This window comes from Mesorhizobium sp. M0276 (assembly GCF_040321755.1).
Classification (GTDB): Bacteria; Pseudomonadota; Alphaproteobacteria; order Rhizobiales; family Rhizobiaceae; genus Mesorhizobium.
The window spans coordinates 16,525-28,993 of the sequence record NZ_JAMYSC010000059.1; the positions used below are offsets into that span (position 1 = coordinate 16,525).

At 63.0% G+C, this 12,469-nt stretch carries 12 protein-coding genes and 1 tRNA gene; 10 read left to right on the forward strand and 3 right to left on the reverse strand.

Annotated elements, in window-relative coordinates:
• The first annotated feature begins 25 nt into the window (after positions 1–25).
• The 3 genes from NKJ01_RS30345 to NKJ01_RS30355 all read left to right on the forward strand — a co-directional run bounded on the left by NKJ01_RS30345 (position 26) and on the right by NKJ01_RS30355 (position 2,768).
• Positions 26–1,162: an AAA family ATPase gene (locus tag NKJ01_RS30345; protein ID WP_352733798.1), complete on the forward strand. Its 1,137-nt coding sequence runs from the start codon at positions 26–28 to the stop codon at positions 1,160–1,162.
• Entirely contained in the window at positions 1,159–1,935 is a 777-nt protein-coding gene (locus tag NKJ01_RS30350; RefSeq protein WP_352733800.1) for an ATP-dependent metallopeptidase FtsH/Yme1/Tma family protein, read from the forward strand. Before NKJ01_RS30345 ends, NKJ01_RS30350 begins: the two co-directional genes overlap by 4 nt.
• Positions 1,936–2,435: 500 nt before the next feature.
• The gene (locus NKJ01_RS30355; RefSeq protein WP_352733802.1) at positions 2,436–2,768 is read left to right on the forward strand and encodes a hypothetical protein; all 333 of its coding nucleotides are present in this window, start codon (positions 2,436–2,438) and stop codon (positions 2,766–2,768) included.
• Between the two features lie 143 nt (positions 2,769–2,911).
• Here the strand turns inward: NKJ01_RS30355 and NKJ01_RS30360 are convergent, their stop codons facing one another.
• Both NKJ01_RS30360 and NKJ01_RS30365 read right to left on the reverse strand, forming a co-directional pair.
• A complete protein-coding gene (locus tag NKJ01_RS30360; protein ID WP_352733804.1) occupies positions 2,912–4,822 on the reverse strand; it encodes a site-specific integrase in 1,911 nt (636 codons plus the stop codon).
• Positions 4,823–4,914: 92 nt separating this feature from the next.
• Positions 4,915–5,004: transfer RNA gene (locus NKJ01_RS30365), tRNA-Ser, on the reverse strand.
• Between the two features lie 397 nt (positions 5,005–5,401).
• On the opposite strand from NKJ01_RS30365, the gene NKJ01_RS30370 reads away from it, so the two are divergent.
• The 4 genes from NKJ01_RS30370 (at position 5,402) to NKJ01_RS30385 (ending at position 7,709) form a co-directional block, all read left to right on the forward strand.
• Positions 5,402–6,085 carry a 50S ribosomal protein L21 gene (locus tag NKJ01_RS30370; protein ID WP_352733806.1) on the forward strand — a complete coding sequence of 228 codons (684 nt, stop codon included), beginning with the start codon at positions 5,402–5,404 and terminating at the stop codon, positions 6,083–6,085.
• A gap of 97 nt (positions 6,086–6,182) precedes the next feature.
• Entirely contained in the window at positions 6,183–6,452 is a 270-nt protein-coding gene (rpmA, locus tag NKJ01_RS30375; RefSeq protein ID WP_015315190.1) for a 50S ribosomal protein L27, read from the forward strand.
• A gap of 118 nt (positions 6,453–6,570) precedes the next feature.
• Entirely contained in the window at positions 6,571–7,158 is a 588-nt protein-coding gene (locus tag NKJ01_RS30380; protein ID WP_352733808.1) for a GNAT family N-acetyltransferase, read from the forward strand.
• 20 nt (positions 7,159–7,178) lie between these two features.
• Positions 7,179–7,709, forward strand: a complete 531-nt coding sequence (locus tag NKJ01_RS30385) for a GNAT family N-acetyltransferase (RefSeq protein ID WP_502905928.1) — start codon at positions 7,179–7,181, stop codon at positions 7,707–7,709.
• A 7-nt stretch (positions 7,710–7,716) separates the two neighbouring features.
• On the opposite strand, the gene NKJ01_RS30390 is transcribed toward NKJ01_RS30385, so the two are convergent.
• Entirely contained in the window at positions 7,717–8,586 is an 870-nt protein-coding gene (locus NKJ01_RS30390) for an endonuclease/exonuclease/phosphatase family protein (RefSeq protein ID WP_352733812.1), read from the reverse strand.
• 134 nt (positions 8,587–8,720) lie between these two features.
• On the opposite strand from NKJ01_RS30390, the gene obgE reads away from it, so the two are divergent.
• The 3 genes from obgE to NKJ01_RS30405 are packed head-to-tail and all read left to right on the forward strand — an operon-like array spanning position 8,721 to position 12,218.
• A complete protein-coding gene (gene obgE, locus NKJ01_RS30395) occupies positions 8,721–9,752 on the forward strand; it encodes a GTPase ObgE (RefSeq protein WP_352733814.1) in 1,032 nt (343 codons plus the stop codon).
• Between the two features lie 4 nt (positions 9,753–9,756).
• Positions 9,757–10,929: a glutamate 5-kinase gene (gene proB, locus NKJ01_RS30400; RefSeq protein ID WP_352733816.1), complete on the forward strand. Its 1,173-nt coding sequence runs from the start codon at positions 9,757–9,759 to the stop codon at positions 10,927–10,929.
• Between the two features lie 2 nt (positions 10,930–10,931).
• Positions 10,932–12,218, forward strand: a complete 1,287-nt coding sequence (locus tag NKJ01_RS30405) for a glutamate-5-semialdehyde dehydrogenase (RefSeq protein WP_352733818.1) — start codon at positions 10,932–10,934, stop codon at positions 12,216–12,218.
• Positions 12,219–12,469: the final 251 nt, after the last annotated feature.

Consider the following 12,469-nt stretch of genomic DNA (forward strand, 5'->3'; position numbering starts at 1 on the left):
GAATGGGACCATCATTGGAGACACCATGACTGCCGTGCTCGGTGAGGAGCCCGAGGGTGAACTCGACCAGGTAGACTGCTCTCTGCTGACGCTCTCCGATCTCGCCATTGCTATCCGGCCCGGCGTCTCAGTCACATCGGCCTGGGCCGTGCTTGCGCATATCGCTGGGGAAAGGCGCAAGTCGGCCGAAGCCGGAGAGGGATCCAACGGCAGTGATGGACCAGCCAGCAGCTCCAGCTCCAAGACCCATGCCAGCAACGCGACCACCAAGACGGGCCGTGGCAAGGACCAGGGTTCGGGCAGCGAGATCATCCAGCCTGCGAAACTGACTGGTGGCGAGCAGGATCGCTTCATCCCGCGCGTCGAGACGCTGACAGGGTACGGCGAAGCCCGGGACTGGTCACTGTCGTTGCAGGCTGACCTGGCGCTGTGGCGCGAGGGTAGGCTCGTGTGGGAAGAGATGACCACAAAACTGCTTCTGGCTGGCCCGCCAGGGACGGGCAAGACGAGTTTCGCAAGAGCCCTTTGCAACACGCTGCAAATCCCGCTCATCGTCACTTCCGTTGCGACCTGGTTGGAACCCGCTTACCTCGGCGACGTGCTCCGGCGCATGAAGGCGGCGTTCACGGAAGCCGAAGCCAACAAGCCTGCGATCCTTTTTGTCGACGAGATCGACGGCATCGGCAAGCGGGGTAACGCGTCCCGCTCCCATGACGAATACTGGACCTCTTTCATCAACCAGGCGCTGACGCTGCTCGACGGAGCGTCGAAATCTTCCGGCGTGATCATCGTCGGGGCGACCAACAATCCCGACGCCATCGACCCGGCGCTGCTGCGCTCGGGCAGGCTGGAAAAACACATCGTCATTCCGCGGCCAGACACCGAGGCGCTGATCGGCATCCTGCGCCATCATCTGCGAGCCGATCTCGCTGCGGTGGTTGCGAGTGCGCCGACACAGGTCTCCGCCCATGCGATAGCCGCGTCCATCTCTGAGCCTGAGGGTGAGTCTGGCCAGGCTTCGATCGCCAGCGAGGGCAGGGCGACAGGATTGAAGACGGGCCCCGTCGTGGCCGACCCAGTCGACGTCGAAGCGCCTGCCACATCGCTCCATGTCACAGCGCGACAGGCGCGGGCGAACAAGCAGAGCAGGAGAGACGCATGAGCAGTCCCGTGCAGAACACATCACCCCCTCACGCACTCGTTCATGACGTGCTGCGTCGCCTTGCGCTGAAGGCGAATGGATTAACCGGCGCCGATATCGAGCGCCTCGTGCGCGAGGCCAGGCAGAAGGCGAGGCGAGAACAGAGGACGCTGGAGTGGTGTGATCTCGAAACCATTCTCACCGTTGCCAAGCCGGATAAGCCGGAGAGTTTGCGCTGGCGCATGGCGCTACACGAATCCGGTCATGCCGTCGCGCGACTGGTCCTGAAGCTCGGCAGGGTGACCATGATCACCATTGACGGGCGCGACGGCGGCGGCATGGTCGAGGGCGACCAGCCGGCTGTCGATGAGGAAACGGAGGAACGCGCCGAGGCTCTGCTGCTGATCAGGCTTGCAGGCCGCGCGGCGGAGCAAGAGCTGCTGGGTTCGGTCACGGCCGGATCTGGCGGGACTTCGTCCAGCGATCTTGCAGGCGCCACAGAGTTGGCCGTTGCGATGGAGACGTCGCTGGGCTTTGCCCGGAATGCGCCGCTGCTCTATCGCGCAACCGACGACAAGGCTTCGCTGCTGATCTACAGTCCGGAAATTGCCAGCCGCGTCAACGCTCGGCTGGAAGCGGCCTACGCCAAGGCGTGCGAACTGATCCGGCGGTATCGAAAGGCGATCGAGACGCTTGCCCGCGCGCTCATGGACCACGACACGCTGGAGGGCAGGGAACTGGGCAGCATCTTTCAGCAACTCGAAGAAACGCTGACTGTTCTCCCGAATCCATAAAGCCCGCGGCGAACGGTGGCATTCGGAGCGGCAGCGCTGAACCCGCCGATGCGGCGGGCGCGAAGAATGGCGGCGAGGCCATGTCGGAGGCAACGCGGGTCGATCGCATGTCAGCCAACTCGATCCGACGGGCCTGGAACCCAGGTCAAATCAGGAAAATTTATGTTAATCCGATTCAGCGTCCCGGCACCGCGATTCAGAGTCCTCTGAGGACGATTCACGAGTGTGAGGAAACGATTCCGGACTCCGGACAAGCGTTGCAACTGCAAACGCCGTGCGCGTTCGGGCCGCCCGTAAACGTCCGTGCACGTTGGGTCGAGTTGCAGGCAACGCATCTCACATTGAGAAAATTTGTGGTAATTCGATTCGGGCGGAGGGAATTGCGATTCAGCTCCGCGGACAATCGATTCCCACGCCGGAATCGCTGTCCGCCAAACGGCGTTTGTCGTATGCATGGACCGGCGCCAGACTCTCAAGGTGGAAACCTGGGAGACAAAAAGATGGCACAGTCGCGGCGCGAGAAACTGGACAAGCAGCGGGAACGCCAGCGCGCCGTTCGGATTGCCAGGAGAGCTGAGAGAAAGCCATCGCGCGACGACATCGCCCGTGCGCTTCTGCATTACGCCGTCGTGCAGAACCTAAAGCTTGGACGCGGGCGGGAACTCGATCGGCTGCAGGCGTCGATCGTGGAGGAACTGGCTGCCCAGGGCTTTGACCGAAAGGCTGCAGACGCTGCCTTTGACGACCTCGTCGACAAATACGGCTCCGGCTGGACCTTCCAGCGCAAGCGTCATCTGCGCGGTGACAGTAAAATCGACGAAGCTGGCGGCTGACTCCTGTGCCGTTGTCTCACCAGGTCTTGGCAGCTTTGACCGATCGACATGCTTTCACATCAAACGCCGTTTTCAACCGCTGTCCCGTGCTCTCCCCATTACTTCACCAAACGCCGTTTGCGACTGAATCGCCCGCAAGACGACTATTTAGGTCGCCGCCCGAACGTCCGCCTGGCTTGGGCGAGCTTGTCGAAGTCAAGGCCATAGAAGGCGGAAAAATCCACGCCGTCGACGAGATCCGCGCGGGCGATGCCGCGCGTACGGATCTCGCTGATCGCCCTGAAACCATAGAGGTCGTGCTCGTCATCAAGCCGATGGCCAGCCTGCAGCTTGCGGTCCCGTGAGTCCACCTTGTTGTCGCGCATCTGGTCGATGTTGCCGCCCCGCAGCGAGTGGAAGACTTCCTTCCGTGTCGTAGTGACGCCGGCCTTCTCGAAAAGGCGGTTCATGTAGGAACTGGCGCTCTTGCTCGGGTCCGCGAGCCGGATGAGTTGCGGGAACAGGAACGAGTTACCCTGGTTTTGAGCCCATTCGATGAAGCCGATCTTGCGGAGAAAATCATGCAGGACGAAGAATGTAGCGCTGGCGTCGGTCTTGATGGGGACGCGCTGCCAATGCCCCTCCCTGTTGAGCTGAATGCCTGACGTCTGGGCAACCCAGACGTCAGGATATTTCTCGCGGATGTCATTGCCCGTGAGGTGGACCAGCAATCCGAGACGGCGCCCGGTCAGGTGGCCGAGCAGCGGCAACATAGTCTCGTCCAGCAAGCCTCTCTCAACGCCCTTGCGGAAAATGCGGCTGATCTGGTCGGAGCTAAGCGGCTCCGCCGACTCGCGCGGGGCTGCGGTATCCGGGTAAAAAAGTATTACGCCCGAAAGCGGGTCCGGGTAGTCCAGCTCGGTGATCTTGGAACGGATGATCGTCTTGACGATGGTGACATAGCCATCCTCCAGCGCCGATCGTTTCAGGGGTTTGGCCGTAAGATCGGCATTGGCGGCCAGGATCTCGCGCGCCGTCTTGTCCTTCGGCCTGTCCTTCTCTTTCGCCGGCCAATGCGTCAGGAGATGGACATAGGCCTGAAGGTCGGCCCCCGTATAGGTGTCGACGGGATGGTCGCCGATCAGTTCGATGAAAACGCCCACTCGCATCCGCGCGGTGGCGATGTCCCTGTTCTTCTGGCCCGATCTCACGGCACGGCGTTCGAAATAGTCCTCGGCGACTTCGCTCAGTAGTGGCTTCGTCGATGGCTTGCGCTCGACATAACGGCGGTCAAGCTTGAAGGCCACGGTCTTCCTGACCGAGCTGTTCTCAACCCGCCGGGCCGGCTCCGGATGGACGACGGGAGCTGAGGAGCTTGACTGGGCATGCGCGGCGGGGTCGGTCGTCACGCGAACGGCAGGCAAGGCGTCAAGAGGCCCGGCACCTCTTTGCTTTGCCATTTGTGGGAAGGTGGAAGCCGAACCTGTCTGGACCTCGCCCGCGATCTTGGCGAGCGACTGCGCCCTTAGCATGTCAGCATTCTCGATGATGAGCGCATTGCCCCCGGCGCCTTTCGCCAGTTCCCTGCCGATGCTGACCAATCCCCGGAAGCCAGCGAATACGGCCTCCTGGTGCGGAGGCGTCGGAGGGGCGGGTTGCGAGACCACCGAAAGCATGGCCTTGAGGTAGCCCTTCACCTCTGCCGCGGTCAGTTCGGGACTGTCATTGGCGAAGTCCGGAGCGTCCTCGCCGTCCCTTTCGTCCGCGTTCTTGGTGCCCTCGTTTTCCAATCTGGCCGTCCTGATCTGGTCGAAGCGGTTCCTGGCGAGCGCCGCCAGCAGTTCAGCCTGGACGCGCGCCTGGCGTGCAGTCAGCGCGCCCAGCCCGAGCCGGACGAAGTGCGCGTCCCTTCCACTGAGGTCGCCGGGCAGTCTAATCTGGAAAAGATAAACGGAACCTGACCGGACGAGGTAGCGGCCGGGCGAAGCGCTGCGGCTCGATCGCGGCGCATTTCCAGGATCTTCGAACGATGCATCCAATGATACGTCGCGCGATACATTCAACGATACACGCACCTGAGAAAACTCCCATTCTCGGGAGCCGCCGGGAGACTTTTCAGAACGGGATCAGGCGCTTGCGCGGAATGTGGGTTCGAGTCCGAGACCCCTGGCGGAGAGGGAGGGATTCGAACCCCCGATGGGCTTGCACCCATGCCGCATTTCGAGTGCGGTGCATTCGACCACTCTGCCACCTCTCCGCGGTCATGGTCGGCCGTTGCCGGCGCGGCGCACTAAATAACGGCTGAACGGGCAGGTTACAAGGCCAAATCCGTGAGTTATTTGGCTTGCCGGACAAGCGGCGGATTAACACCGGCGTTGGTGGGCGAGCGCACGGGTTCCCGGCATCCTCGCCTGCAGGCGATGGTAACGTGCGCGGTCCTTCGGGCACGGCCGGTCCGTGCCCGCCAATGACAGTCTCGGCAAACGAGGCGACGTCTGCCTTGACTCGCACTCAACCTTCGGTTAGGGACAGCGCGCAATCGGCGTGGAGGGTTCTTCCGCGCCGCTTGTTTTTTGAACCCGCAGACTGACAAAAAGACGGCTGAATCGCCAGAGGCGGTTCATCAAGGCCGACCGAACAGCGAAAGGCAAAAAATGTTCGCAGTCATTAAAACGGGTGGCAAGCAGTATCGCGTTGCCGCCAACGATCTCCTGAAGATCGAAAAAGTCGAAGCCGCGGTCGGCGATATGGTCGAGATCGGCCATGTTCTCGCGCATGGCGAGGGCGAAAATGTCACGTTCGGCGCGCCGTTCGTCGATGGCGCGGTGGTTACCGCCGAAGTCGTAGAGCAGGGCAAGAACCGCACCGTCATCGCCTTCAAGAAGCGCCGCCGGCAGAATTCGCGCCGCAAGATCGGCCATCGCCAGCTTCTGACCACCGTGCGGATCTCCGAGATCCTGCTGGGTGGCGCCAAGCCGACCAAGACTGCAGCGGTCAAGGCGCCGAAGAAGGAAGCCAAGGCAGAGGCAGCCACGGAAGCGAAGGCGGAAGCCGCGCCGAAGAAGGAGCCCAAGGCCAAGGCCGCCGAGACAAAGGCAGCCGAGACCGCGGCGGCACCGCTGTTCAAGGCGCCGAAGGGCGAGCCGGACGATCTGACCGTGATCAAGGGCATCGGCCCGGTCGCAGCCAAGGATCTCGCCGAGCAGGGCATCATCACCTTCGCCCAGCTCGCCAAGCTGACCGACAAGGATGTCGCCAAGATCGACGAGCACATGCCCTTCAGCGCCGACCAGATCAAGGACTGGCGCGAGCAGGCCAAGGAATTGGCGGCGAAGTAATTTTCTGGCGATCAGGTCGCCGGATCGGACTTGAAACGGAACGCGAACGCGTTCATAACGCCTTTTAGGCGCCTTGCGGCGCAACGGAGTTAGTTAGATGGCACACAAGAAAGCTGGCGGCTCGTCGCGCAACGGTCGCGACTCGCATTCCAAGCGTCTGGGCGTGAAGAAGTTCGGCGGCGAAGCCGTCATCCCGGGCAACATCATCATTCGTCAACGCGGCACCACGTGGCATCCCGGCGTCAATGTCGGCATGGGTACGGACCACACGCTTTTCGCGCTCGAGACCGGCGCCGTGACGTTCAACAAAAAAGCCAACGGCCGAACCTACGTATCGGTCAACCCGATTACCAAAGCCGCGGAGTAGCCGGTTCCGCACTAGAACACCGGCGCCCATCTCGGGACCGGTGTCTGGCAAAGCCAGGAAAAGGATCAGGGGAGATGGGTTTCCATCTCCCTTTTTTCTTGTGCCTGGAGGACTTCAAATGGTTGCCGAAGCGGAAGACTCAGAAGACGAAAGTTACGCGATAGACTGCCCGGTGCTGGTCACCGAGCGACTGGTGATGCGGGCGCCGCACGAAGGCGACATCGCGCAGCTGGTCGAGCTTGCCGACAACCGTCATGTCGCCGAAATGCTGGCCCGCATGCCGCACCCCTATGGCGAGGCCGAGGCGCGCGCCTTTCTCGCCATGACCAAGTCGCGCCGGGCCGGCATCGCCTATGCGTTGACGCTGGCCGGCACCGAAACTTTCGTCGGTTGCGCGGGTCTCAACACCACCGATCGCGGACTGGAACTCGGCTACTGGATCGGCGAGCCCTACTGGAAGAAGGGCTATGCGACGGAAGCAGCGCATGCGCTGGTCGACCTCGCCTTCCAGAGGACGTCGATCCAGGTGCTGCATGCCTCGACGCGGGTGATCAATCCGGCATCGCGCCGCGTCATCCACAAGTGCGGGTTCCAGTATGCCGGCCAGGGCATGCTGAACTCGATTGTCGCCGGCCAGGTCCCGGTCGAGCGCTACCGGCTCGACAGGAAGACCTGGACCAGCCTGCGGAACTGGGTCCACTTTTGATGGATGAAGCCGGTCAAGCCATGGTCGACAGCAGCGATATTGAAACGGCCGCGATCGCGCCGATGACGCCTGGGGATGTCGAAAGCTTTCATCGCGCGCTAGATCTTGTTGCGCGCGAGCGAAAGTACCTGTCCTTCCTCGAGGCGCCATCGCTGGATCAAACGCGAAGCTTCGCGATGGACCGTATCGTTAGAGGCGACCCCGGGTTCGTGGCCGTTGTCCGCGGCGACGTCGTCGGCTGGTGCGACATCTCACGCCATGACCGGCTCATCCATGCGCATCGCGGCACCCTCGGAATGGGGATCATTCCTTCCTATCGGGGGCGTGGCCTCGGACTGCGGCTGATCAATGCGACCTTGGCGCAGGCGCGCAGGGCCGGTTTTGTCCGCGTCGAGCTTTCCGTACACTCCGACAATGCGCGCGCCATTTCCCTTTACGACAAGGTCGGGTTTGCCAGGGAGGGCGTGCAGCGCGACGCGGTCTATATCGACGGGGAATACCGCGATACGATCATGATGGCGATCGTCGAACGCGAAAACGCCGCCGGCTGAATGGCCGTCAGCCCAGTTCGACCCACACCGGCAGATGGTCCGAACCGACGGCCTTTCGGTCGACCCACAGGCGCCGCAGGGATTTGGCAAGCGAAGCGCTGGTGAAGACGTAGTCGATGCGCTTGTGGCGGTTGGGGTCAGTGGGTTGTTTGGGGTCGACCCAGCTGACGAGATCGTCGGCGGCGGCGTTCAGGCGCAAAGCGGCATCGACGGCGAAATCGGCGGTCAGCGGCATGCCGAATTCGTGGTCCGGCCGGCCGGCGAGTTCGACATATTCGGGCGAGCCGGCCAGCATGTTGAAATCGCCCATGCCGACAAAGGCTTCGGGATGCGGCAATTCCGGCAGGCCGATCTCGGCGACGCCGGACAGCGCGCCGCCTTCGAGTGCATAGTTCAGCAGGCGCCGGCGCAGGAACTGGATCTGCCTGGCGCGTTCGACCGGGCTGCGGTGATCGAGATGGATGGAATAGAAGCGGATGAAACCCAGCGGTGTCTCGATCAGCGCTTCCAGCGCGCCACGCTGGAAGTTCATCATCTCGAAGCTGCGGCTGCGCGGCAAAAGCAGGTTGCGCGACAGATGAATTGGCGTCTTCGACAGCATCATATTGCCGAGCTGGAAGGTCTTGGTGATAGCGCGACCGTTCTCGACGCGCGACCCGATATTGGCCTCGAAATTACTGCCATAGACGGCGAAGTAATCGGGCAGCGCCTCGCCGATCTCGACGACCATGTCGCGGCCGCCGTTCCTGGGGTTGTTGCGGGTCACCTCCTGCAGCGCGATCACATCGGCGCCGCGCACGGCGTCAGCGATGCGGCCGAGTTCGTACTGCCCGTCGAGACCGATGCCGTACTGGATGTTGTACGTTACAAGCTTCATTCCAACATCTCTCCGGCCGATCCCGCCCGGCCATTGTCATAAAACGGCCTCGCCCTTCGCCCCGCCTTGGTTTAGAGCAAAGCCCAAGGTTTAGAGCAATGCCGCAAAGCCACTAGTAGAAACTGCGAAATCCCATGAAATTTCTCGATCAAGCCAAAGTCTACATCCGCTCTGGTGACGGCGGCGCCGGTTCGGTGTCGTTCCGGCGCGAAAAATTCATCGAATTCGGCGGGCCGGACGGCGGCGACGGCGGCCGTGGCGGCGATGTTTGGGTGGAGGCGGTCGACGGACTGAACACGCTGATCGACTATCGCTACCAGCAGCATTTCAAGGCCAAGACCGGCGTCCATGGCATGGGCCGCAACATGACCGGCGCCAAGGGTGCCGACGTCACGCTGAAAGTGCCGGCCGGAACGCAAGTGTTCGAGGAAGATAACGAGACGCTGATCTGCGACCTGACCGTGGTCGGCCAGCGCTTTCTGCTTGCCAAGGGCGGCAATGGCGGTTTCGGCAACCAGCATTTCAAGACCTCGACCAACCAGGCACCGCGCCGCGCCAATCCCGGCCTGCCGGGCGAAGAGCTCAACATCTGGCTGCGGCTGAAGCTGATCGCCGACGCCGGGCTGGTCGGGCTGCCGAATGCCGGCAAGTCGACATTCCTCGCCGCCGTCACCGCGGCTAAGCCGAAGATCGCCGACTATCCGTTCACGACGCTGCATCCCGGCCTCGGCGTTGCCCGTATCGACGCGCGCGAGTTCGTCATCGCCGACATTCCGGGCCTCATCGAAGGCGCGCATGAGGGCGTCGGAATCGGCGACCGCTTCCTCGGCCATGTCGAGCGCACGCGCGTGCTGCTGCATCTGGTCTCGGCCCAGGAGGAAGATCCCGGCAAGGCCTACAAGACCGTGCGCGCCGAGCTCGAGGCCTATGGCCACGGCCTGACCGAAAAGGTCGAGATCGTCGCGCTTTCGCAGGTCGACACCCTCGACGCCGACGCGCGCAAGAAGAAGCTGGCCTCGCTGAAACGCGCTGCCGGCCGCGCGCCGATGCTGTTGTCGGCGGTTACCGGCGAAGGCGTCGAGGCGGTGCTGCGGGAGCTGATGTCGGTGGTGGCCGAGGCGCGTGAGCGGATCGCCGCGCCGGTCGAGACGCGCTGGGAAAAATAGGGCCATGCAGTCGCTGAAAAAATATCGGCGCATCACCGTCAAGATCGGCTCGGCGCTGCTCGTCGACCGCACGATGGGCCTGAAGCGCGACTGGCTGGCCTCGCTCGCCGACGATATTGCCTTGCTGGCCCAAGACGGCGCTGAAATCCTCGTCGTTTCCTCCGGCGCCATCGCACTTGGCCGCACCATCCTTGGCCTCGGCAAACGTGCCCTGAAGCTCGAGGAAAGCCAGGCCGCGGCAGCGGTGGGGCAGATCGCTCTGGCCGGCGCCTGGTCGGATGCGCTTGGCAAGGGCAGCCTGAAATCGGGCCAGATCCTGCTGACGCTCGGCGACACCGAGGAACGCCGCCGGTATCTCAACGCGCGGGCGACGATCTCGACGCTGCTCAAGATGAAGGCGGTGCCGGTCATAAACGAGAACGACACGGTGGCCACCTCGGAAATCCGCTACGGCGACAATGACCGGCTGGCGGCTCGCGTCGCCACCATGATGGGCGCCGATCTTTTGGTGCTGCTTTCCGACATTGACGGGCTCTATACGGCGCCTCCGGCGCGCGATCCCCATGCAAAGTTCATTCCGGTGGTCGACCGGATCACGCCTGATATCGAGGCGATGGCGGGTGCCGCTGCTTCCGAATTGTCGCGCGGCGGCATGCGGACGAAGCTCGATGCCGGCAAGATCGCCACCGCCGCCGGCACGGCAATGATCATCACGTCCGGCACGCGGCTGTCGCCGCTGATGGCGATCGAACGCGGCGAGCGCGCCACCTTCTTCCGGCCGAGCAGCAACCCGGTCAAGGGCTACAAGACCTGGATCGCCGGCCAGCTCGAACCGGCCGGCCGCCTGACGGTCGATGCCGGCGCCATTGGCGCGCTTCTGTCGGGCAAGTCGCTGCTGCCGGCCGGCGTCAAGTTGGTCAGCGGCAATTTCTCGCGCGGCGACACGGTGGCGATCCTTTCGCCCGAAGGCCGCGAGATCGCGCGCGGGCTGGTTGCCTATGATGCCGCCGATGCCGTAAGGATCGCAGGCCTGAAGACGGCCGAGATCGAGACCGTGCTCGGCTACGAAGCGCGGTCCGCGATGATCCATCGAGACGACCTTGTGGTGAGCCATTCAAGCGACCAAATAGGGTCCGGTAACCAAGTACTGGCCGGTGGCGATGTAAGCGGAGGATGAGCATGCTGAAGCTGCATGAAAAATCCGGGGATGACACCGTCGCGCTGATGGCAGATATCGGCCGCCGCGCCCGCGCTGCCGCCCGACCGCTGGCCATTGCCACGGCCGCCGCCAAGAACGCCGCACTCCTCGCCATGGCCGAGGCGATCGTCGCGCGTCAGCAGGACATCCTCGACGCCAACGCCATCGACGTCTCGAATGGTCGGGAATCCGGGCTTTCCGGATCCTTCATGGACCGCTTGAAGCTCGATCCGGCGCGCATTCTAGCCATGGCAGAAGGCATGAGGGAGATCGCTGCTCTGCGCGATCCGGTCGGTGACGTGGTCGCGCAATGGGACCGGCCGAACGGCCTGCATATCGAGCGCGTGCGCACGCCGCTCGGCGTCATCGGCGTCATCTACGAGAGCCGGCCGAACGTCACGGCGGATGCCGGTGCACTGTGTCTCAAGGCCGGCAATCCGGTGATTCTGCGCGGCGGCTCGGATTCGCTCAATTCTTCGGCCGCCATCCATGCCTGCCTGGTCGAAGGGCTGAGGAAAGCCGGCTTGCCGGAAGACGCCATCCAACTGGTGCCGACCACTGACCGCGCTGCTGTCGGCGAGATGCTGAAGGGCTTAAGCGGTACACTCGACGTCATCATTCCGCGCGGCGGCAAAAGCCTTGTAGGGCGGGTGCAGAGCGAGGCCCGGGTGCCGGTCTTTGCCCATCTCGAAGGCATCTGCCATCTCTACATCGACCGCTCGGCCAAGCTCGATATGGCGGTGCGGATCGCCGTCAACGCGAAGATGCGGCGCACCGGCGTTTGCGGCGCCGCCGAAACGCTGCTGATCGACCGCGCGGTTGCCTCCACGCATCTGGTACCGATCCTCGACGCACTTCGCGCCGCCGGCTGCGAAATCCATGCCGATGCCGAAGTGCTGAAGATATTCTCCGATGCCAAGCCTGCCACTGACCTCGACTGGGTGACCGAATATCTCGACGCCATCATCGCGGTGAAGCTGGTCGACGGTGTCGGTGGTGCGGTCGAACACATCGAGACGTTCTCCTCACATCACACCGAGGCGATCGTCGCCGAGGATGCGCAGGCGGTAGAGCGGTTCTTCAACGAGATCGATTCGGCGATCCTGTTGCACAACGCCTCGACGCAGTTCGCCGACGGCGGCGAGTTCGGCATGGGCGCCGAGATCGGTATCGCCACCGGCAAGATGCACGCGCGCGGACCGGTCGGCGTCGAGCAGCTGACCTCGTTCAAATACCGCGTGCGCGGATCCGGACAGGTGAGGCCTTGACGTCTTTCATCGATAGAGCTTGAGGCGGTTGCGCGCGTCTACCCCCCTCTGTCCTGCCGGACATCTCCCCCTCAAGGGGGGAGATCGGCTGACATTTCTCGCTTCGCTAGTCGCCGTCGATGCAGAATTCGCACTGCCAATGAAGCTACCAATCTCCCCCCTTGAGGGCAGGGCTATCGCATATGAGTAAAGAGCTGGAAGAGGAAGTCTCTGTTCCATCTGGCTCTTCGCATCTTGCTGGCGATGGGTTT